A 22,293-nucleotide genomic window follows, 5' to 3' on the forward strand; every position below is an offset into this window, starting at 1 on the left:
GCCGCGACCTCGTCACGCCTACCGCAACGCGGTGCTGAATTCGCCGGGACGACGGTTGGCAAGGGTTTGTCGCAACAACGTATCAGCGTTTGGCAGTTACGTTCGGCAGTTCCACACGCGCCATGTACTGCTCGACCAGTTCGGGAAGGTGCTGGTCAAGCCAGTCGGCCATGGCCTGCTCTTGCGGCAAGATGGTCTGGCAGATGCGTGCGACATCGTCTTCGCCCGATGTCTTGGCTGCGGCGATAAGCGTGCGGTAGACGGTTATTTCCATGCGCTCGAACGCACTGGCGGAAATCGCGCTCTTGATGATTTCATCGGCGGCGGTCACCTGGAACAAGCCCTGGCCCAAGGCCGCGAAACGAGCCCCCAGTTCCTTGATCGCCGAAGGCTCCGCGCCGAGTTGCTTGAGACATTGCGCCAGCATGGCCTGCTGTTCTCTCGTCTCTGTAAGATGGCGTTCGATGCGTTCGCGCAGCTGTGGATAATGCTCGATTCGTCGCATCTGCGACTTGAGCATCTCCTCGCTGTGCACCTCCATCGCGTGCGCATTGCGTAGCCAGTCAAGCAGGACGTCGCGTGCCGTGGTCATGGGATGTCTCCGTCGGACAGACCGGTGCCCAGTATGCGTCGGGGCTGTGATTTCATGGTGAAACTGCTCGCGGCACTCGCAGTCAGGACGAAAGAGGAAAGACGGAAAGCGCTATTCGGTGCGCCTGCAAGACTGCTTTATCCCTTTACTTTTTACAGCGCCGAAGGCGCGACTTCACGGGCGCCAGCGGCGCCGACCTCACCCTTGACAAAACAGCCATCGAGATGGTCATTGACCATGCCGACCGCCTGCATCATCGCGTACATCGTGGTGGGGCCGACATAGCTCCAGCCGCGTTTCTTCAAGGCCTTCGATAGCGCGATGGATTCGGCGCTGGTGGTGTGTTCGCGATAGCGCGCAAGGTCCACGCTTTCGGAGCGTTGGTCTGCCTTGGGTGCGAATGACCATAGCCAGTCGCTGAGCGATCCGGTCTCCTTGATCAGTTCGAGCGCCCGCCGGGCGTTGTTGATGGCCGAAACAATCTTGGCGCGGTTGCGGATGATGTCGGCGTCGGCCATCAGGCGCTCGATGTCGCTTTCGGTAAAGCGGGCAACATGCCCGATATCGAAATGATGGAAGGCCCGACGAAATGCATCGCGCTTGCGCAAGATGGTCAGCCATGACAAACCCGACTGGAAACCTTCCAGGCAGATGCGCTCGAACAGTTCGCGGTCACCACGCCGTGGCCGGCCCCATTCGCCGTCGTGGTAATCCATCATCGTGGCCGCCCAGTAGCAACGTGGGTGGCTGTCCGGCCCGATCATCAGGCCATCGTCTTCGTGCATCTGCGCATCACCGTGTTCGGCATACGAGCCAGATACGGCCCGCAAGGATCAGAACAGGTGTTTTAGCACGATGAACAGCATGCCAGCGAGCAGGATCGATGCGGGCAACGTCAGCACCCAGGCCATCAGCAGGTTTCTTACGGTTGACCACTGCAGCCCCGACCCGTTGGCCGCCATGGTGCCAGCCACGCCAGACGTCAGCACATGGGTGGTACTGACCGGCAGGTGATACATGTCGGCCGCCTGGATCAGACTCATCGCGATCAGTTCGGCCGAGGCGCCCTGCGCATAGGTCAGATGCTCCTTGCCGATCTTCTCACCCACGGTCACCACGATGCGCTTCCAGCCGACCATGGTGCCCAGGCCCAAGGCCAATGCCACGGCGACCTTGACCCACGGCGGAATGAACTGCGTGGCCTTGGTAGCCAGGCCACGCCAGGTGGTGAGCGCCTTGGTCTGCTCATCGCTCAGGCCAGGCTTGCTCAATACCATCGGCAATGCGGTATTGGCCAGGTAGATGTCGTTGCGCACATTGCCCATCTGTTCCTGCGGCACGTCCTTGAGCGAGGGGCGGTCGCCCACTTGCAGGTCGATCTGCGCGATCAACGTGGCTAGCGCCGGGATAGTCGTCGGCTGCAATGCCTTGTGTTGCACGGCGGCCTGCACCACCGCACGCGGGTCGCCTCCCATTGCCACCGAACCGCCAATCTGGCCCAGCGCACGGCTGGTTTCCACCGACACCTGGTGAAAGGTCTTTACTTCACCGCTGCTAACGGCACCATTGAGCGCGTAAGCCGTCGGTACGGTGCCGATCAGGATCAGCATGATCAGGCCCATGCCCTTCTGGCCGTCATTGGAACCATGGCTGTAGCTCACGCCCGTGCAGGTGAGAATCAGCAACAGGCGAATCGGCCATGGCGGCGGCTGGTTGCCCTGCGGCGCCTTGTACAGCGCGGGAATCTTAACCAGCAGCTTGAGCAGGTACATCAGAAGGCCAGCCAGCAGGAAGCCAGCGATCGGTGAGAACACCAGTCCCTTGAACACCCCCATCGCCGCGCTCCAGTCCACGCCGCTGGCGCCCGTGCCGCTTGATGTGAGCTGGTTGGCCAGGCCCACGCCGATGATCGATCCGATCAGCGTATGCGAGGACGAATTGGGCAGGCCGAAATACCAGGTACCCAGGTTCCACAGAATCGCCGCGAGCAGCAGCGCGAACACCATGGCAAAACCGGCATTGCTGCCTACTTGCAGGATCAGTTCCACCGGCAGCAGCGATACGACCGTAAAGGCGACCGCGCCCGTGGACGTCAGCACGCCGAGGAAATTGAACACGCCTGACCAGATCACCGCGAGATTGGCCGGCATGGAATGCGTGTAGATCACCGTCGCCACCGCATTGGCGGTGTCATGGAAGCCGTTGACGAATTCGAAGCCCAGGGCAATCAGCAGCGCGATGCCCAGCAGGATGAACGGCCCGGCCGAGTGGTCATGCACGATGGCGAGGTCATCGAGCAGATGGGAGCCTGCGTAGACACCCCCTATCAGCAGGACGAGACCGAATACCGCGCCGAAAATACGACCCGACGTGCGACTTGGAGCGTTGACGGCGGTCATGGCGGCTTCGGTCTGCATGGAACGTGCCCTCGTTTGTCAGCCCTGTGGAAACTACGGGGAGCACAAGACAGGGGAGTGACAGCGAGCGCGGTGGTCAGTGGACAGAAGCGAAGGCGTGAGAAGAAAGGCCAAGGCCACCACCCGGTGCGATCTGCCTGCTTTTGCCTGTTCACCCTTCACAGCCGCCAACGGCGGCGTGCGCGTCTCACCTGGTGAGACGCGACGTGGCTTTACTGCCCCATCACCCTTTTCGCGAGCCAGCCCATGAACGCCTTGTCGCATCGTCATGATGCCTCCGATGAACTGGTGCTGCGTGAGCCGGGGGATGGGCGCCTCCTGGCACAGCGGCTTGCCAAGCGCTTTGGCTCGCGTATCACCGGAGCGTTCGTGGTGCCAGGGCGCGAAGGATCCTACGCCGCGCTGCCCGAAGACATGCCGGCGTCCCTGGCTCATGCGTTGCACCAGCGCGGGATCGGTCAACTTTATAGCCACCAGGCCGAGGCCTGGACGGCTGCTCAGCAGGGCCGCCACGTTGCCGTGGTGACGCCCACCGCCTCGGGCAAATCGTTGTGCTATACGTTGCCGGTGCTCACGGCAGCGATTCGCGACAAGGCCAAGGCGCTTTATCTGTTTCCCACCAAGGCGCTGGCACAAGACCAGGTCGCCGAGTTGCTGGAGATCAACCAGGCAGGCGACCTGGGCGTACGCGCCTTCACCTTCGACGGGGATACACCGGGCGATGCGCGCCAGGCCATTCGCCTGCATGGCGACGTGGTGGTGAGCAATCCGGACATGCTGCACCAGGCGATCCTGCCGCATCACACCAAATGGGCGCAGTTCTTCGAGAACCTGCGCTATGTGGTGATCGACGAGGTGCACACCTATCGCGGCGTATTCGGCTCTCATGTGGCCAACGTGCTGCGCCGGCTCAAGCGGGTCTGCGCGTTCTATGGCGTGACGCCGCAGTTCATCCTCTGTTCGGCGACCATCGGCAACCCGAAGGAGCATGCGCAGGCGTTGATCGAGGACGAGGTGGTGGCCATCACCGAAAGCGGCGCGCCTTCCGGCGACAAGCAAGTGCTGCTGTGGAATCCGCCGGTGATCAATCCGGACCTGGGCCTGCGTGCCTCGGCCCGTTCGCAGACCAACCGCATTGCGCGACTGGCGATCAAGTCGGGCCTGAAGACGCTGGTGTTCGCGCAAAGCCGCACCATGGTCGAGGTACTGACCAAGTACCTGAAAGATGTTTTCGACCATGACCCGCGCAAGCCGCCACGCATCCGCGCATACCGTGGCGGCTACCTGCCCAAGGAACGCCGTGCCGCCGAGCGCGAGATGCGCGCGGGCAGCATCGATGGCATCGTCAGCACCTCCGCGCTGGAACTGGGCGTGGACATCGGCAGCCTCGACGTGGTCGTGCTCAACGGGTACCCAGGCTCGGTGGCAGGTACCTGGCAACGCTTCGGCCGCGCCGGACGCCGCCAGCAATCGGCGCTGGGCGTATTGGTAGCCAGCAGCGATCCGCTGGATCAGTACCTCGTGCGCCACCCGGAATTTTTCCAGGCGGCACCGCCGGAGCACGCGCGCATCCATCCCGATCAACCCTTGATCCTGCTCGACCACATTCGTTGTGCCGCGTTCGAACTGCCTTTTCTGGGCAACGAGATCTTCGGCAACGAGCCTGCCGGCCCGTGGCTGGAGGTGCTGATGGAAGATGGCGTGTTGCACCGCGAGGGCGAGCGCTGGGAATGGATCGCCGACAGTTATCCGGCCAATGCGGTATCGCTGCGCTCGGTCGCCGATGGCAACTTCGTCGTGGTCGATCGCACCGGCGGACGCCAGACCATCCTGGCCGAAGTGGATTTCAGCGCGGCAGCGGTCACGCTGTATGAAGGGGCGATCCATATGATCCAGTCGGTGCCTTTCCAGGTGGAAAAGCTCGACTGGGACGGCCGCAAGGCCTATGTCACGCGCACGCACGTGGACTATTACACCGACGCGATCGACTACACCAAGCTCAAGGTACTGGATTGCTTCGACAGCGCACCAGCCGGTCGCGGCCAAGCCAATCATGGCGAAGTGCATGTCGTGCGGCGCGTGGCCGGCTACAAGAAGATCCGTTATTACACGCATGAAAATATCGGCTACGGCCCGGTCAACCTGCCCGACCAGGAGCTGCATACCACGGCGGTATGGTGGCAACTTGCCCAGCACGTGCTCGAACAGGCATTCGATGGTCGACAGGATGCGCTCGATGGCTTCCTCGGCGCGGCTTATGCATTGCACATCGTTGCCACCGTAGCCGTGATGGCCGAGGCGCGGGATCTGCAAAAAGCCGTAGGCAGCGGTGATGGCGCATGGTTTGTCAGTGCCGATACGCAGGGGCGTGGACAGATTCGCGGCCACGATGGGCAGCCGACCGCGCTCGCACCGGACGCGCCATTTACACCGACGGTGTACCTCTACGATGCCTTTCCTGGTGGCGTGGGCTTGAGTGCACCTTTGTTCGAACGGCGCGAGGACCTGATCGCCCAGGCACGCAGCCTCATCGAGCGCTGTGACTGCCACAATGGCTGCCCTGCCTGTGTGGGGCCGGTGCTGGCCAGTGACGAAGTCTCCGATCGTTCGCCGAAGGCATTGGCGCTGCGCGTGCTTTCGCTGATGGGCGCGCTATGAGCGACCTGCTGGGCAAGTTGCGCGGCCTGCGCAACCAGGCCGGGCTCATGGCGCCGCCGCCCCAAAAAGCGCTTCCGCCCGAGTTGCGCCGGTTGTTGGCTACCCGTCAACGGCACGCAGGCCCGTCACGCCTCGCAGCCGCGGAGGATCGTCACGTACACGGCGAGGAAATCGCACCAGGGCTGCGCCTGGTCGAGACATTTTTCGAATGGCCGGCGCCGGCAGATCTCATCGATGTACGTTTTGCACGTATCGACGTGCCGATCGAGCGATCCCGCCTGTTGCATTTCGACACCGAAACCACCGGCCTGGCCGGCGGCACCGGCACGCGCGCCTTCATGATCGGTGCGGCCGACTGGATCGATACACGCTTGCGCCTGCGCCAGTTGACCATCACCAGTCTCGGCGCGGAGAGCGCCATGCTGCGCCACTTTGCCGGATGGATCGACACACACAGTGTGCTCGTCAGCTACAACGGCAAATGCTATGACGCTCCCTTGCTTGCCACGCGCTACCGGCTGGCGCGCATGGCCAATCCGCTCGCCGGCCTGCTGCATGTGGACCTCGTGCATCCGGTGCGCAGGCATTGGAAAGGTGCGTGGGAAAACTGCAAGCTGGCCACTGCCGAACGGCAATTGCTGGGCGTCGTGCGAGAGGATGATCTACCCGGATCGCAGGCCCCGGCAGCATGGCTGTCGTACTTGCGCGGCGGAGCCGCGACGGATCTGCGCCGGGTAGCCGAGCACAATGCGCAAGACTTGAAGAGCCTCGCTGGCGTATTGCGCTATATGGCCGCGATGCCACCTCCGCAACTCGCTTCCCTGTAGATACCGTCTCGCGCCGCGCCAAGCAAGAGCGATATTGGGATCAAACGGCTTGCCGGAGCGAATTCATTCGCGATGCAAGACGCGACTTAGGTCGCGGCTTGGAGGTTTTCAGAGCCCCAATCTGCGACCGGATCGCAGATTGCTTCGCGACTGAAGTCGCTCCTTAGGTCGCAAGGCCATCGGCGATTCGGTCGCCGATGGAGCTCCGCAACGCCGAGGCGCGAAAGAGGCCCGCGAGCTGGCACAAAAAAACGGCCCGTGACTAGGTCACGGGCCGTCCTGGCGACAGATATCGCTACCCACCATCCTGTTCTTACGGGTCGAACTTCTTCTCCACGCCCAGCAGGATCGACTGGTTGTCCTTGCTCGTGTTGTCGAGATAGTTCTGGTATTCCGCGCGTAACAGCCAGCCGCGTGTCATCTGCAACGCCACGCCTGCACCGAGCATGGTGTGATTGCGCGACTGGTTCATCAGCGTGGCCTGGTACAGCGGACCGTCCAGCGTATCGGCATAACGCATCGCCGCCGTACTGGAACCTTGCATGTCATGGCCAAACTCCACGCGCAGCTGCGGCGACCAGATGCCGTAATCACGCTTGGCGGTCCACTGTGCAAGCAATCCCAACGTGCCGGTGCTGGTCTTGACCGTCTGGCGCTGATAAGCCAGCGAGTAGAGTGCATCGCCGCTTTCGGTGTAGCCGTCCAGATGCGCGCGGGCGATATCGAGGCGGCCATACGGCGTCAGCGTCATGTTGTCGGCCTGATGCACGTAACCTGCCGAGATCGAGCCGAAATACTGCTTGCCGTCGCGGCTGCCATGCACCGTGTTGCCGTCGTCGGTGACATAGCGACGCGCGTCGTAGCTCAACCACTGATAACCCAGCACGCCATCGACATAGATCGAATCGGCAGGATGGTAACTGGCATACAGCGCCACGTTGTAGCTGTCGAGCGAACTGCGGCTATTGTGCTGGCCGACATCGGAGATGTCGTGGCCGTAACCCACGCCGAAGCCAGCCGCGAAGCTGCTGCTGAAGGCCTTGTCCACGCCCATGCTGACACCGGAGGTGGTGAAGTCGATACCGTTGTCGCTGGTACCGGCCTGCATCTTGCCGAAGTTCACCGCACCGCCGGTCCACACCGAGATGTCGCCCGGCAGGCTGCCGCCCATGGCCTTGGATTGGGCCGGACCGTTGCCGGCATCCGGTTGCACCAGGAAGCGGCTGTTCCCCGCCTGGTCGGCGCGATTGAGGTCAGCCAGGGCATCCGGGTGACGCTGGCTGCTGGCCGAGGTCATGGTGATGCCGTTGCTGAAGCCGCTGGCACCACCACCGCTGTGCAGGGTTTCCAGGCGACGCTGGAAGTTGTCGATCTGGCCGGTGGCCATGCGACGGGCCGCGTCAGCCTGCGCGCTGAGCACACCCAGCACTTCGGCGTCCTTGGACGGATCGCTGCGCGGCGCCACGCTGACATTCACCGTGCCCGGTGCCGATTCGGCATAGGCGTTGCTGATGGTGTAGGTCAGCTGGGCCGAGCCACTGAAGGCCGGTGCGGCAACGAAGGTCAACACGTAGCCGTCCGTGGTGGACTTGATGCTGGCCGAACCGGCATTGCTTGGCGAGATGGACACCAGCTTGGCCGATGTGAATGGTCCGCCATGCGCGGTCGCGGTCAGGTTTACCTGCACCGCGTTGCCCGCTATCACGGTGGAAGTCAGCGATGGTGCGACCGGCAGCGGATTCACCGTCAAGGTGACATGCGCTGGCTGCGAGGCACCGAAGGGATTGCTCACGGTGTAGTCGAAGCCGACCGTACCCGAGGCATCGGCCGTGGCGGTATAGACGATGTCGGTTCCCTGCACCTGCGTCGTGCCGGATGCCGGCGGAGTCACCACGGCTGCGCTCACGAACGGGCCATTGGTGGCATTGGCGGCTGCGTGGATGGTCACCGACTTGCCAGCCAGCAACGTAGCCGATTGCGCGGCGGCGGTCGGCACCGCACCCGGGATCACCGTGATGGTCTCCGTTGCCGGCGAGGACGTACCGCCCGGGCCCGTTGCGGTGTACTGCAACGAATCGCTACCGAAGTAATTGCTCGCCGGCGCGTAGACGATGTTCAGTCCATTCACCGTGGCCGTGCCGTGGGCTGGCTGCTGCGTGACCGTGATGCTGGTCACCGGACCGCCTTCGCTGGCCACCGGAATAGTCACCGAGCCGTTGGCGGGCACCGAGGTGCTGCCATTGACCACGATCGGCGTGGCCTGGTTGACCGCCACGGTATAGGCCTGGCTGCCCTGGAAGCCCAGGTGATCGGTCGCCGTCACGGTGAAATTGAACGAACCGGGCGCAGTGGGTGAGCCGGACAACACACCTGCCGGACTCAACACCAGGCCGGTCGGCAGCGAACCGCTCGTCACCGCGAAGGTGTACGGCGCGGATCCGCCGCTCGCCGACAGCGTGGTCGTCGTGTACGCATTGCCCACCTTGCCCTGCGGCAACGTGGTGGGCGCCAGCGCGATGGTCGGCGCGTTGACCACTAACTGGTAGTTCTTGGTATCCGTCTGCGTGGCCGCATCGGTAACGCGCAAGGTGAAGTTGTACGTGCCCGAATTGATCGGCGTACCGGAAATCGTGCCGGAGGCATTCAACACGATGCCCGTCGGCAGCACGCCGCTGATCAGCTGGAACGTGTACGGCATGGCGCCGCCGACCGCGCTGATGGTCAGCGAATACGCCGAGCCGCCTGTGGCAGTGGGTAGCGGACTGGGCGTGGCGAACGACACCGCGCCACCGGGCACCACGATGGTGAACGATTGCGACACAGTGGCCGCCGGATGGAACGCGCCGTTACCGGCCTGATCCGCATGAATGGTGCAGGTACCCGGCGTCACGGTGGTCAGTGTGCCGCCGGCAGTGATCGTGCAGACCGCTGTGGTGACCGACGTGAAGCTCACCGGCAATCCCGACGAACTGGTGGCAGTCAGCGTCGGCGACGTGCCGAAGTTCTGCGAGCCCGGGTTGTTGAACGTGATGGTCTGGTTGCCCTGCGGTGTCACGCTGTTGGACGCCGACGACGCCGGGCCGGTACCCGAACCATTGGTCGCGGTCACGGTGAACGTGTATGCCGTGCCGTCGGTCAAGCCAACCACGGTGATCGGGCTCTGCGTCCCGCTGGCGGTCAGGCCACCCGGGTTCGAGGTCACCGTGTACTGGGTAATCGCCGAGCCACCGTTGTTCGAAGGCGGCGTGAACTGCACGGTCGCCTGACCGTCACCGCCTGTTGCGGTACCGATGGTCGGCGCCCCCGGACCTACACCGGCGACCTGGAAGTTCTGCTGCACTTGCGGTGCGGCCGCGTAGGTGGCGTTACCCGGCTGGTTGGCATCGATGCTACAGGTGCCCGCCGCGAGGAACGTCAACGTGCCACCGCTGGTGATCGTACAGACGCTGGTGGTTTCCGAGCTGAAACTCACCGGCAAGCCCGAAGACGCCGAGGCGGTCAACGTGGGCGTGGTGCCGTAGAGCTGCGAACCGGGATTGTTGAAGGTGATCGTCTGCGAACCCTGCACCGTGACGGAGTTCGACTGCGCCGATGCCGCACTAGTACCGACATCGTTCGTTGCCGTCACCGTGAAAGTGTAGCCGGTACCCGACGTCAGGCCCGTGATGGTGATGGGGCTACCCGGGCCACTAGCCGTGATGCCGCCCGGGCTGGACGTAACCGTGTAGCCGGTAATCGGCGATCCACCGTTATCGGATGGTGCTGTGAAGCTCACTTGCGCGTCGCCGGAGCCTGGCGCGCCCGCCGTAGCCGTGCCGATCGTCGGCGGATGCGGCACAACTGCCGCCACGTGCAAGGTGTAGGGCGCGGCATTGGAAAACGACTGCGCGTCGGTCGCGGTCACGGTGAACGGGAAATCACCCGATCCGGTCGGCGTGCCGGACAGCACGCCCGTCGCCTGGTTGAAGTTCAGGCCCGCCGGCAGCGCACCGCTGATGCTGAAGGTGTACGGCGCCGTGCCACCGGATGCGGTGAATGTCTGGCTGTACGACAAATCCACCGTGCCGTTGGGCACAGAGCTCGGCGCGATATTGATGGTGGGAGCAGCCACTTGCAGCGTATAGGAACGCGAACCCGAGTAAGGCGCGGCCGGCCCGGTGGTGGCATCGCTAGCCAGCACCGTGATATTGAAATTGCCCGCCTGGGTCGGTGTACCGCTGAGCAGGCCGTTGCTCGCCAACGTCATGCCTGCCGGCAATGAACCGCTCGAAAGCGTATACGAGTACGGCGACGTACCGCCGGAAGCCGAAAGCGACACACTGTAAGAACTATTGACGGTGCCCGCCGGCAGCGTGGTTGGCGAGATCACAATGACAGGCTGATTGACCGTCAAAGTCACATTGGCGGGTGCTGAACTGAACGGTCCGGTGCCGGTGGAACTATCCGTGGCGGTCACCTTGACCGTCACTGTGCCGACCGCCGTCGGGGTACCGCTGATGGTGCCGTTGGATGCCAGGCTCAAGCCGGCCGGCAGCGTACCGGTGGTGACCGCATAGGTATACGGCGCGGCGCCGCCACTGGCGCCGGCGATGGAATGGTTATAGGACGCACCTGCCGTAGGATTCGGCGATGCGGCCGGGGCGTAGGTAATGGTCGGTGGCGAAACCGTGATGGTTGCCGTGGCCGGCGACGACGTACCCGAACCATTGGTCGCGGTATAGGTGAACGAGTCCGGTCCAGCGTAACCGGTCGCGGGCGTATATGTGATCGTGGTACCCGATGCCGTGGCGGTGCCGTGGCTCGCCTGGGTCGCCACGGCGACCGATGTCGGCGTGCCGCCAGTGATATTGAGGTTTACGGAGCTGTTGGTGCTGCCGTAAGCCACGGTGGTCGACGAGGCGCCGGCCGTCGGCGCGCTGCCGCCGGTGATCGTGATATTGAATGTGATGAGATTGCCGGAATCGGAATCCCTGAGGACAAACGTATCCGACGAGCCGCCGGTGTTGTGATAGATCACAGACGGATCTTGCGAGAAATCCAGCGTGCCGTTGTTGGGTGGAGTATTGGGCGGAGTTTCGAAGCCGAACGTCGAACACGAGAAGGTTGCCGATCCCCCCGCCGCGATGGTCGCGGTCTGCGGAGAGGAGCAGGCAGCCCAGGCGCTCCCAGCAAAACCGAAGAAGAGCAGGCACAGCGCCATCAGGCGCAACCAGGCGTTCATGCTGCTTCGCAACACCGATCGCCGGTGATTCAATAAAAGTGTCGTCATCATGTGCCCCTGTTAAGCCAGATCCATGCCATGGCCGTCCGCAGATGCGAACGCCGCACATTCAGCTGTATCTGGCTTGCCCCAATCACAACACGCGGCGAAGAAGCCCGTGCCTGATGAGCCCGCTAAAGTGCTATCCGCATTATGCGAACCCATCCCCCGCGATTATTCAATCAGCAATTTGCTGATACCGCAAAGTATTTTTTTCAAAACTGCGTGTCCAATGCAGAAAGAAGCTTGTCAAAGCACCGCGCCGTAGGCGAGAGTGTTTAAGAGTCACTCAAGCAGATGACCATTCGCATGGCCCTGGGCACGCCGCACGGCTGATGAAATGGCATGCATGGATGGCTTCGGCATGGAACATCCGTCGTTTTGCTTATCAACGTCGATGCCAGGCTGTCATTTGATTGGCATATTTTCCTGCGGCAAATATGTCCAATTGTGACGCTCAGGGTCACTAACTTGGGGATCAATGCAATGACCGACGTCTTTACAGGCCAGATCATGATGGCCGGCTTCAACTTTGCTCCGCGAACATTCGCGATGTGCAACGGACAAATTCTTCCGATCTCGCAGAATGCTGCTTTGTTCAGTCTGCTTGCCACGCAGTACGGTGGCGATGGAAGCGTCACCTTTGCCCTTCCGGATCTGCGCAGTCGTACGCCCGTTGGGGCCGGCCCCTCGCAGGATCCTGCATGGCAGCCCACTCCCTATGTGCAAGGTGAGCTCGATGGTGTCGAACAAGTCTCGCTGCTGTTAAGCGAAATGCCTGCGCACACGCATGCAGTTGGCGTGACCACCAATGCTGGCGTTACACGACTTCCCACCTCGAACATCTATGCGTCAACCGGCACCCAGGAGCCGCTCTACGCTGCCCCCGGCTCCCAGGTTGGACTCAATCAAGCCTGCGTTTCCACAACTGGCGGTTCGCAACCTCATTCGAACGTGCAACCCTTCCTCACGATCAACTTCATGATCGCGTTGAGCGGTATATATCCGTCTCGCGGATGATGCCGAGAACATCGATCTGCATACCGCTCTCAAACAGGAACAGGAGCTCATAGCATGAGTGATCAATACCTCGGCGAAATCCGCATGTTCGGCTTTCCCAGAATCCCAACCGGCTGGCTAGCATGCAATGGGGCATTGCTTTCCGTCGCGCAATACCAGGCACTATTCTCGCTACTTGGCACGACCTACGGCGGCAACGGCGTCACCACCTTTGCCTTACCGGATCTGCGCGGCCGCGTGCCGATTCACCAGGGCAAGGGCACAGGCCTTTCGGAGTACCCCTTGGGAGCATCCGCAGGCACCGAACAGGTCACGGTTCTCGTCGCACAACTTCCTGCCCACAGCCACATCATGGCGGTGACGACCACGCTGGGCAACAGTAACTCGCCGTCAGGTACCCAGCTTGCTGCTCAGTCGACAGATACGCCATATGCAACCAACGCAACCGGCGCAACTGTGGTGCAGTTATTCGGACAGATGGTTCAGTTCGTGGGTGGAACTCAGCCACACGCGAACATGATGCCTACGCTGCCAGTATCTTTCTGTATCGCCTACCAAGGCGTCTATCCCACGCAGAATTGAAGAACGGGCCGCTGTTCGCGCTAGCAGCTATCACATTCCTTTGGGGAAAAGCATGAGCACAAATTACATCGGCGAGATCCAACTCTTTGGATTCAACTTCGCACCGCAAGGCTGGGCGCTGTGCCAGGGCCAAACGCTGCAGATTTCACAGTTCAGCTCGCTATACGCGCTTCTCGGCGTCAGCTATGGCGGTAATGGCACGAGCAACTTCCAACTACCGAACTTCGCCAATCGCACAGCGTGTTCCCAGGGCCAGGGCCCTGGCCTCTCACAGAGGCAGGTCGGCGCGGCAACCGGTACCGACAGTGTGGCGCTGACCATTGATGAAATGCCTGCACACAATCATCTGGTATCTCTATACAGTCAGGCCGATGCCACCAAGCGTACCGGCATGCCCACCAATGGTGTCTATCTTTCCAATTCACACAACACCTCGACCTTGCCGTACACGGCGCCACCCGCAAATTCCGCATTCGCACCGCAAGCACTAGTCCAGACGGGTAGCGGACTTCCGCACGAAAATCGCCAGCCATTTCTGGCAGTGAATTTCTGTATCGCCCTGGAAGGCATGTTCCCGAGCTTCCAGTAACAGCGCTCAGGTGACGCCAGTTCGTTTTCCGATACCAGACGCGCCAGCCATGGCCGTGCCGCCCACCTGGGCGGCACGATCGCTGGTGCTACGCCATGCTATCGATGAGGACATGCCGTTCCTGCGGCGGCTTTATGGCCAGACCCGCGCGCAGGAATTGGCCGCCGTACCATGGCCGCGTGACATGCTCGAACGATTCCTCGATGACCAGTTCGCGCTGCAACACCGGCACTACGTCAACCAGTTCGGCACTGCGCAATTCCTGATCATCGAACACCAGGGGCGGCCGATCGGACGACTGTACGTCGAAAAGCTCGCCGCGGGTTACCACATCATCGACATCAGCATTGTCGACAACCAGCAAGGCCAGGGACTTGGCTCGGCATTGATCAAACACCTGCAAGTACAAGCAGGGGGTGAAGGGCTTGGCGTTTCGCTACATGTGAATGTGTACAACCCACATGCCAGGCGCCTCTACGAACGACTCGGGTTTCGATCGATCGCAGAGGAAGGCACCTACCTGGCAATGCGCTGGCAATCGATCAATTGAAGACGGCCTGGTAGATAAAACCATCCTTGTCGCGTGCGATCGGCACCAGGAAGATGCCGAACTCACCCATGCCATCGATATTCATGGTGTAAGTGCGCTGTGGAAACAAGATGGCCGACTCGTTGCGGAACAGCAGGGAGAATGGCGCGCGCACCAGGCCCGGCATCGGACGGTATTGCAACGGACGCGCCTCGACCAGCACGAAAGGCGTGCGCACCTGGTCGATGTCTACGTAAAAGGTTTCGTTCAGATGGCCGGCAAAATGATCGAGTTGCAGAAACTGCATGTCATATCCCCTCAAGTCATGGGGAGCATGCCGAAGGTCGGCGCAGCTTTCAATAAGGAAAATTGCCCGAGTTTGTTCTCGGCGCACGCGCATCGAAAAATCGTGGTTCCTTGCAACGGGAACACTGGGAACATGGCGCGAGATATAGATCGGCGAGCAGCAGCTCGTCATGGTTGATCCTTACCGCGCGCTTGAGCGTGTTGCGACTGCCGAGCCACATCGTCATCCTGAGAACACCTTGCCATGAAACCTTTTACTTGAGATATGGCAAGTGCGGATGCGGCCGCCCCAAGTCATGGTCGACCATGCAACCCACGGATGATGTCACCGCTGAAGACACGCGCGTCAGTCGTATCGTTCATGGACTTATCTGCGTTGCATGACTGGCGTTCGGCTGATGTTTCTTCGGCCAACAACCCGTTGTTTTTACTTCGTGTCCTTCGCTCGTGAGCGAGCTCAACAGGATCGGTTCAAGCAAGGACTTGACGTGCCGACCTGGTGGACTCGTGGTCAGTTGCGCGATCCCTCGCTTACGACTCAAAGACTTGGCCCTTGCAACAGGAAAGCTACTTCGAAACATGCGCCAATCAGCAAATCACTGATTTTTAGCGTCACCCAACCATGGCGCATGTCAATAATGCGAAGTAATGCAGCATTTCACGGCCGCAAATAACTATAGGTTATGGCCGCCACCCCCTGTCGCTACCGGGTGGCCGGCCGCTTGATTCCCGACGCGCCGAACGATTGGAAACCGCGCTTTTACCGCTCCTGCCCTTCTCGGGCGGGCCGGCAAAGGCATCTCTTTCGAAAACGATCTGGAGGAACCTGACTCATGCAGACTGACGATATCGTTTCAAGCTGGCTCAGCGGCTCGGACAGTTTCGACAATCCAGCCGGTCCGCTATTCATGGCCGGTGACGCCACTACCGAAGAAGCCATGAGCAGCCCGGACGCGGGCATGAACATGCTGACCAGCGCTACCACGGCGTCGTGCCGCCCGAACGGCGGTTGCGCCTGTTGTTGATGGCTTGACGAAACGGCGCGCGGGGCGCCAACACCCGCGCGCCGGTTTCCAGCTGCTTATGGTCGAAAGATCAGGGATGCGTAGCGAGGCCGCTTGGCTACCTCTTGTCGCCTATGTTGGGCTTATGGAGAGCCATTGCCGGGGCTATATTTTCGGCAGCCCTCGACTTGTGCTCGTTAACTAACCGATCTTCTAGCGCTCACAGCATCCCAAATCAGCCACTCCGAGCTGTTTCCCCAAGGACTTCACACAAGCGAAGACATCCCATGGCCGAATCCGCTATCCATGAAGGGTTTGCTCCGATCATCGAACGCTTTACCGAATCGGCGCGCGATGATTTCGCAGCAAGACTGATCGCCTGGTCTTCAAAACTTGGACCGCACGAAATCGAACTCATCGCGCAAGCGGGCAATGAAGCGTTGCGGCAAAATGCGCGCCTGAAGCTTAATCGCGTACTGTTGATCGAATTGCATGCCGCTCGCATCGGCGAGCAATTGGGCGATGGCGATGAAAGCGAACGCTTCGCGCAATTCATCGCCATCGCATGCAAACCCGCTTTCAGGAAACATCTTGCACAGCGCTATCCTGCTCTCGCGCCACGCCTGGAGCGGACACTGCAACAGCAGCGCCAGGCTATGGAATACCTCGTGGATCGCTTCATCACCGATCGTGAGGCGCTGACTTTCCTGCTGGGGCGTCCGGGAGGCTCATTGCTTGGCATCGAACTAGGCCAGGGTGACCTGCACCTTGGCGGGCAATCCGTGGCAAAGCTGACGTTGGAGGGCGGCATCGTGATGTACAAGCCGCGTTCGCTACGTGTCGATCGATGCCTGGAAACATTTCTGGCCGTGGTCTTCGGCCAGAACGATGGACGTATTCGCGTGCCGCAGGCGATCGACCGCGGCGTCTACGGCTGGGCGGCGTTCGCACGCCACGATTATTGCCGCGACGATAGCGAGCTGCACGCGTTCTATCGCGGCCTGGGGCACTGGTTGGCCGTGTTACGGCTTCTGGGTGGCACCGACATCCACCAGGAAAATCTCATTGCCTGCGGCCGGGTGCCGGTCGTGATCGACGTCGAAAGCTTGTTCGCCACCTTGCCTCGCGGACGGCCATCCCATTACGGCCATGCCTATGACGTTGCCCAGACGTTGATCCGCCATTCCGTGCTGCGCACCGGCATCGTGCCGTTCCGAGCGCCTGCCCTGGGCTTGAACGGCGTGGACCTGTCGGCGGCCGGCGGCCTCCCCGGCGAGCAACCCATCTTGCAAGCACCGGTCATCGTCAATGACGGCACTACACAGGCGCGCCTGCAACTGGTCGATGCCTCGATGCCTCCAGCCCAGAACCACCCGGACCCTAACCCCGATGTTTCCCAATATTGGGATGACCTCAGCGAGGGCTTTCTGCAAGCAACCCATCGGCTGCGGCAACTGGATGCCGAAGACCGGCTAAGACCCCTGCTCGACAGCTTCGAGGGCTGCCAGGTGCGGGATATTTTGCGTCCTACCCAGGTCTACGTCGAACTCGGTCGCATGCTGTGGCATCCGGCTTCGCTGCATGACGAGGAAAAGGCCATGCAGCGCGTACATGGTCTGCTGTCGAGCAATGCGCGCGTCGTACCGATCGCGCCGTCGTCGGGTTGGGCTATCCGGGGTGAGATCGACGACCTGCGCTATGGTGACATTCCGGTATTCAGTGCCCCGCTCACCTCGACGCGCATCGCTGAAACCTATGCCGATTGGCGCGCCATGCGCGTGGACCTGGAAGAACTGACGATCCGCAGCGCGCTGGTGACCACCTCGCTCAACCGGCGCACCGAGTGGGCAAAGGAACTACGCGAGTACGGCGCACGCCAGTTGCATAGCGACCATCTGGAAGCACGTCGACGCCGCCTGGCCAGCGACGCCGTCGAGCGACTACTGCGCCTGGCCGTGCGCGGCGACGATGGCTCGGTCACCTGGATCACTCCGGAAACCAGTCATGCTGGGTGGATGGTGCAACCGCTACAGGGCGATGTGTATTTCGGGCTCGGGGGTGTCGTGGTGGCGCTGGCCGGCTACCGCCGCGAAGTGGACGACGGCCGCGCCAATCCCGTTGCCGGCCTGGGCGACGCGTTGGAAGGGGCATTGCAGATGCTGCGGGCGTTGGATACGGACAAACCACGCACCATCGGCGGCTTCACCGGCTATGGCGCGCAGATCTGGACCTGGCTGACCCTGCACGACCTGTTGCCGCGCACGGCCTGGGTCGAACATGCCGTGCGAAGCGCACAGGCACTCGAACGCGAGGGCTTCGACGGCGACCGCCTGTTCGACATCCTCGATGGCAGCAGCGGCGTCATCGTGCCACTGTTGCAACTGGCTCGTGTGACTGGCAACGACCACTGGCTGGCGCTCGCCGCACGGGCAGCCAACCACCTTGAATCGCGGGCGCGCATTGACGAGCGCGGTGCCTGCTGGCCCTCGGAGATGTTCGCCGAACCGATCGGTGGGTTCGCACATGGCGCGACCGGCATCGGCTGGGCACTGATGCGCGTCGCGCTGAGCCATGCCGGCAGCACGGCAGATCGCTCACGCTGGCAGCAACTGGCACATGCGGCATTTGCGTTCCAGGACTCGTTATACGACGACATCGCCGGCAACTGGCTGGATGTACGCCAACGCGACATCAGTGAAAGCTTTCACACCTGGTGCAACGGCAGCGTGGGCATCGGCCTGGCTGCCTGCGATCTATATGCACGCACCCAGGACACTCGCTATTTGCATACGTTACGCCGCGCCGTGGCCGCCTCGCAGGATACCTGGGGGGCCAATCACACGCTTTGCCATGGCGATTTTTCATTGTGGGAGCTGTTTACACGTGCCTCGCAACTGGACCCGGAGGGATCGCCCTCCGATCGCGATATGGCGATGGCGCACGTGGTGACGGCCATCGAGGATCACGGCGTGATTGGCGGCATGACACGGGGCGCATTCACGCCAGGCCTGATGACCGGCCTGGCTGGTGCCGTACACAGCCTCAGCCGCATGCATCCCGATTGCCGGCTGGCGTCGCCGTTACTGCAGGAAGAGGCCTTGCGCAAGGGCAGCCGGGCTGGTTGAGGCACTGTGCGGCCGTCAATCCTGGCGAAATGCCTTCAGCACCGTCAGCAGGCTGGAAAGGTTATCGGCCATGCCGGTCTGGGCCACTTTTTCGGTCGCGCCGGCAGCTGCGGTGGTGTCCAGACTGTAGATCTGCATAACGCCCTGGTTGGCTGCCGCCTGGGTCAGGGTGTTCTGTTGTTGCTGGGCCGCCACGGCGTTCTCGAACAGGATGCCGGTCGAGTGCGCCATGCTCTGGTAGATCGTACCCATCGCCATGGCTGGCGCCTCGGCGACCACCTTGACGTTGGACTGGGTCACCGCGTCGGTGATCTGATCATTGACGTTCGTTGGAAAAGCCATCGTCCTGCTCCCAGGGATATGAGGAAACCGCGAACTCGGGTTGCATCATTCATACCAACTTGTCGCGCTAACGTGTTTCCTTGAGCAGACGAACCGCTTCGTCCAGTTGCCGCTGCAAGGCACCGAACTGGCTTTGGAATGCTTTCTCGACTTCATCCTTGACGAGCTTGGCCAGCCGGTCGGCAATCTGGTTCACGGTTTCATTTCCCACCGCTGGCGCGCTGGCAGGGGGCTCGGTTGGGCGCAGGCCAGACAACGAGTTAGCGCGCTCCACCGTCTTGAGTATCTCCTGCTCCGCTCGCTTCTGGGTGTCCTGGGCCTTCTGCGAACTATGTTGAAGCACCTGAAGAATATCGCGGACCCGCGCCTGGGAGCGCTCCGCGCCTCCCTCGGCAAGCCACTGTGCCTGTGCTCGCACAGCTTGGGCATCGCCCGCTTCTCGCGGAGCCTCGGCATGGGCGCGCTCGTATTGCGCAAGCATCTGCATCTCGGCAGGAACAAGCGGTCGTCCGAGATACTTTTCCGCGATCATCCGGGTCGTAGGACTGACAATATGATCATCGTTCATGCATGTTCTCCTAGAAGATTCGCCTGACCGCACGTTCAGCCTTGCGGCGCGTCCGATGCTTCGGATGTCTGGACCGGAAGGTCGTTGGAAAGCACCGCGCCCGGCTGATGCGTGAGACCGTTATCGGCCATCTGCCTGAGCAATACCGCCTGTGCGGCAAGTGCAGCCTTGATGTCACCTTGGAAATAGCGCGCGGCCGAATCGGCTACGAGACCGGCCATGCGATCGGTCATGTCCTGGACCGCACTGGCAGGTATGTCACTGGCGAGCGCCTGGACCGCCTGCTTGATGGCATCTGCGTGCTGATCGTTCGTGAGGTCTACCATGCATATCCCTGATGAGTCCGTGGCATGTCTGCCCGCTTGCCGCTTCGCGCCACGGCGGCTTGTCGATACCGCAAGGCCACGAGCGCCATGAGGGTTATACGGCGGGTGTGCGCCGAACTTGAGTTCCAGAGCAGGTTGGCGAGCGAGTTATTCGTCCTGCAAGGACGTGGCACGGCGTTCGTCTTGTGTCGTTGAGCGCCGGCCAGTGGAGGGGACGAACCCATGACTTGATCGCGTCGCGCCGTGACACACATTCGATAAGCCTGCGGCTTGGAGATTTCAGAACCGCCAGGCGCGATTTCGCCGTTCGCTTGCGAGCAGCCTCACTCATCGCCCACTTTCAACACAAGCTTGCCCACCGTAGAGCCATCGAACAGGCGGTTGAGTACCTTCGGTGCGTTTTCCAATCCTTCGGTCACGGTTTCACCGGCCTTGATGCGACCTTGCAGCACCCATTGCGTCAACTCTCGCACACCTTTCTCGGCGTCGCGGTAGTCAAACACGAGGAAACCACGTACCGTCAGGCGCTTGACGATGATCACGCTGTAATCGTCGGAAGGGCGGCCGCTGGCCGCGTAGTTGGCGATCAATCCACACAGTGCAACACGCCCGTCGTTGACCATGCGCGACATCACCGCGCGCATGACCGCGCCACCGACGTTCTCGAAGTTCACATGCACGCCATCGGGTGTGGCTTCGGCGAGCTTCTTCTTGAAATCCTCAGCCTTGTAATCAACGGCAACATCGAAGCCGAGATCCTCGACCAGGTGCCTGCATTTGTCCGCGCCACCGGCAATGCCCACCACCCGGGCACCACGCAGCTTGCCAATCTGGCCGGCGATCGAACCTACCGAGCCGGCTGCCGCCGAAACCACCAAGGTCTCGCCGGCTTGCACGGGCGCGATGTCGGTCAGGCCGTAATACGCCGTAAGCCCACTGAAGCCACAGGCCCCGAGCAAGGTCGGCAGCGCCACCGGCGGGTGTGGCGGCAGCTTGACCCAATCCTTCGCCCGTTTATCGTCGATGACGGCGTAATCCTGCCAGCCGACCAGGCCCTGCACGAGATCACCTTCGGCAAAATGCGCCGAACGCGAAGCAACGACGCGTCCCAGTCCCAGGCCACGCATGGTCTGGCCGATCGCCACGGGCGGCATGTACTGCGGCACGTCGCTCATCCACACGCGATTGGTCGGGTCCATCGACAGGTAGAGCACGCGAACCAGCGCCTGGCCTTCGGCCAGTTCAGGCACAGGTGATTGGACAAGATCAAAATGCTCCGGACCGACGAGCTGCTCCGGGCGGGCTTTCAGCCGAAGCTGGCGATTGAGGGTAGTCATGGGTGAGTCCTTGTCGATGCGTCAGATGGCGCGTGCACCGCCGTCGATCACCAGCTCCGCGGCGGTGATGTAGCGGCTTTCGTCGCTGGCCAGGTACAACACGGCGTACGCCACATCATCGGGCTCGCCGAGGCGACGCATGGGAATGCCACGCGTGAGCTTACGTGTGGCCTCGTCTTCGCCCAATGCATCAAAGAACGGCGCCACGATGCCAGTGCGGATGAATGCCGGATGGATGGAATTGCAGCGTACGTCGATTTTCTGCTTCGTGCAGTCCATCGCCACCGATTTGGTGAGCATGGCCACGGCCGCCTTGGACGTGTTGTAGGCGGTGTAATCGGGATCGACCTTGAAGGCCGCCAGCGAGGAGATGTTCACGATGGAGGCCGGCTGGGCCTGGCGCAGATAGGGCAACGCGTATTTGCAACCAAGCAGGATGCTTTCCACGTTGATGCCCATCACGCGTCGCCATTCCTTCAGCTCGATCTGCTCGACACCGCCCAGCGATCCGATACCGGCGTTGTTGACCAGTACCGACAGGCCACCCATGGCCTGGACAGCCTGCTCCAGCCGTTCGACCCAGATGGCTTCCTCACGCACATCCTGCGCTGCTGACCACGCTACGGTGGCCCCAATGGTGTCGTTGATCTCGTGCGCCACGGCAGCCACCGCATCGTCGTCGATATCGGTGAGGAATACCTGCGCACCATGGCGCGCGAGCATGCGTGCGGTCGCGGCACCAAGTCCACCGGCGGCGCCGGTGATGAAAGCTTTCTTGCCGGCTGCGCGCGGCTGAATGGATACACTCATG

18 protein-coding genes are annotated in these 22,293 nt (G+C 61.8%); 8 read left to right on the plus strand and 10 right to left on the minus strand.

What is annotated here, in order from left to right; genetic code table 11:
- Nucleotides 1-82: 82 nt before the first annotated feature.
- From VF436_RS01410 to VF436_RS01420, 3 genes are all read right to left on the minus strand, one after another.
- Nucleotides 83-592: a ferritin-like domain-containing protein gene (locus VF436_RS01410; RefSeq protein WP_330902185.1), complete on the minus strand. Its 510-nt coding sequence runs from the start codon at nucleotides 590-592 to the stop codon at nucleotides 83-85.
- Between the two features lie 152 nt (nucleotides 593-744).
- Nucleotides 745-1,422, minus strand: coding sequence for a DNA-3-methyladenine glycosylase I (locus VF436_RS01415; protein ID WP_330902186.1), 678 nt, complete (start codon nucleotides 1,420-1,422; stop codon nucleotides 745-747).
- Between the two features lie 3 nt (nucleotides 1,423-1,425).
- Nucleotides 1,426-3,009 carry an inorganic phosphate transporter gene (locus VF436_RS01420; RefSeq protein ID WP_330902187.1) on the minus strand — a complete coding sequence of 528 codons (1,584 nt, stop codon included), beginning with the start codon at nucleotides 3,007-3,009 and terminating at the stop codon, nucleotides 1,426-1,428.
- 246 nt (nucleotides 3,010-3,255) lie between these two features.
- On the opposite strand from VF436_RS01420, the gene VF436_RS01425 reads away from it, so the two are divergent.
- A complete protein-coding gene (locus VF436_RS01425; protein ID WP_330902188.1) occupies nucleotides 3,256-5,667 on the plus strand; it encodes a DEAD/DEAH box helicase in 2,412 nt (803 codons plus the stop codon).
- On the plus strand, nucleotides 5,664-6,494 hold the full coding sequence (locus VF436_RS01430; RefSeq protein ID WP_330902189.1) for a ribonuclease H-like domain-containing protein: 831 nt from the start codon (nucleotides 5,664-5,666) through the stop codon (nucleotides 6,492-6,494). Before VF436_RS01425 ends, VF436_RS01430 begins: the two co-directional genes overlap by 4 nt.
- Nucleotides 6,495-6,807: 313 nt before the next feature.
- Here VF436_RS01430 and VF436_RS01435 read toward each other — a convergent pair whose 3' ends face one another.
- The gene (locus VF436_RS01435; protein WP_330902190.1) at nucleotides 6,808-11,715 is read right to left on the minus strand and encodes a putative Ig domain-containing protein; all 4,908 of its coding nucleotides are present in this window, start codon (nucleotides 11,713-11,715) and stop codon (nucleotides 6,808-6,810) included.
- Nucleotides 11,716-12,240: 525 nt separating this feature from the next.
- On the opposite strand from VF436_RS01435, the gene VF436_RS01440 reads away from it, so the two are divergent.
- From VF436_RS01440 to VF436_RS01455, 4 genes are read left to right on the plus strand one after another with little or no spacing between them, the layout of a single operon-like run.
- Nucleotides 12,241-12,774 carry a phage tail protein gene (locus VF436_RS01440; RefSeq protein WP_330902210.1) on the plus strand — a complete coding sequence of 178 codons (534 nt, stop codon included), beginning with the start codon at nucleotides 12,241-12,243 and terminating at the stop codon, nucleotides 12,772-12,774.
- A gap of 54 nt (nucleotides 12,775-12,828) precedes the next feature.
- Nucleotides 12,829-13,356: a phage tail protein gene (locus VF436_RS01445; protein WP_330902191.1), complete on the plus strand. Its 528-nt coding sequence runs from the start codon at nucleotides 12,829-12,831 to the stop codon at nucleotides 13,354-13,356.
- Nucleotides 13,357-13,408: 52 nt separating this feature from the next.
- Nucleotides 13,409-13,945, plus strand: a complete 537-nt coding sequence (locus VF436_RS01450) for a phage tail protein (RefSeq protein ID WP_330902192.1) — start codon at nucleotides 13,409-13,411, stop codon at nucleotides 13,943-13,945.
- A 49-nt stretch (nucleotides 13,946-13,994) separates the two neighbouring features.
- Nucleotides 13,995-14,495, plus strand: coding sequence for a GNAT family N-acetyltransferase (locus tag VF436_RS01455; RefSeq protein ID WP_330902193.1), 501 nt, complete (start codon nucleotides 13,995-13,997; stop codon nucleotides 14,493-14,495).
- Here VF436_RS01455 and VF436_RS01460 read toward each other — a convergent pair.
- The gene (locus VF436_RS01460; RefSeq protein WP_330902194.1) at nucleotides 14,488-14,781 is read right to left on the minus strand and encodes a DUF6916 family protein; all 294 of its coding nucleotides are present in this window, start codon (nucleotides 14,779-14,781) and stop codon (nucleotides 14,488-14,490) included. The genes VF436_RS01455 and VF436_RS01460 overlap by 8 nt on opposite strands.
- 832 nt (nucleotides 14,782-15,613) lie before the next feature.
- Between VF436_RS01460 and VF436_RS01465 the strand changes: the two genes are divergently transcribed.
- A complete protein-coding gene (locus VF436_RS01465) occupies nucleotides 15,614-15,805 on the plus strand; it encodes a DUF6229 family protein (RefSeq protein WP_330902195.1) in 192 nt (63 codons plus the stop codon).
- A 266-nt stretch (nucleotides 15,806-16,071) separates the two neighbouring features.
- The gene (locus VF436_RS01470) at nucleotides 16,072-18,909 is read left to right on the plus strand and encodes a type 2 lanthipeptide synthetase LanM family protein (protein WP_330902196.1); all 2,838 of its coding nucleotides are present in this window, start codon (nucleotides 16,072-16,074) and stop codon (nucleotides 18,907-18,909) included.
- 15 nt (nucleotides 18,910-18,924) lie between these two features.
- On the opposite strand, the gene VF436_RS01475 is transcribed toward VF436_RS01470, so the two are convergent.
- The 5 genes from VF436_RS01475 to VF436_RS01495 all read right to left on the minus strand — a co-directional run bounded on the left by VF436_RS01475 (nucleotide 18,925) and on the right by VF436_RS01495 (nucleotide 22,292).
- Nucleotides 18,925-19,251, minus strand: coding sequence for a RebB family R body protein (locus VF436_RS01475; RefSeq protein WP_330902197.1), 327 nt, complete (start codon nucleotides 19,249-19,251; stop codon nucleotides 18,925-18,927).
- Between the two features lie 67 nt (nucleotides 19,252-19,318).
- A complete protein-coding gene (locus VF436_RS01480) occupies nucleotides 19,319-19,819 on the minus strand; it encodes a hypothetical protein (RefSeq protein ID WP_330902198.1) in 501 nt (166 codons plus the stop codon).
- 35 nt (nucleotides 19,820-19,854) lie between these two features.
- Entirely contained in the window at nucleotides 19,855-20,145 is a 291-nt protein-coding gene (locus VF436_RS01485) for a hypothetical protein (RefSeq protein ID WP_330902199.1), read from the minus strand.
- A 323-nt stretch (nucleotides 20,146-20,468) separates the two neighbouring features.
- The gene (locus VF436_RS01490; RefSeq protein WP_330902200.1) at nucleotides 20,469-21,482 is read right to left on the minus strand and encodes an NADP-dependent oxidoreductase; all 1,014 of its coding nucleotides are present in this window, start codon (nucleotides 21,480-21,482) and stop codon (nucleotides 20,469-20,471) included.
- A gap of 21 nt (nucleotides 21,483-21,503) precedes the next feature.
- Nucleotides 21,504-22,292 (minus strand): SDR family oxidoreductase, encoded by a 789-nt coding sequence (locus VF436_RS01495; protein ID WP_330902201.1) that lies wholly within the window; start codon nucleotides 22,290-22,292, stop codon nucleotides 21,504-21,506.
- Nucleotide 22,293 lies beyond the last annotated feature (1 nt).

This window comes from Dyella sp., assembly GCF_036384435.1.
In the GTDB taxonomy this organism is placed as follows: domain Bacteria; phylum Pseudomonadota; class Gammaproteobacteria; order Xanthomonadales; family Rhodanobacteraceae; genus GSA-30.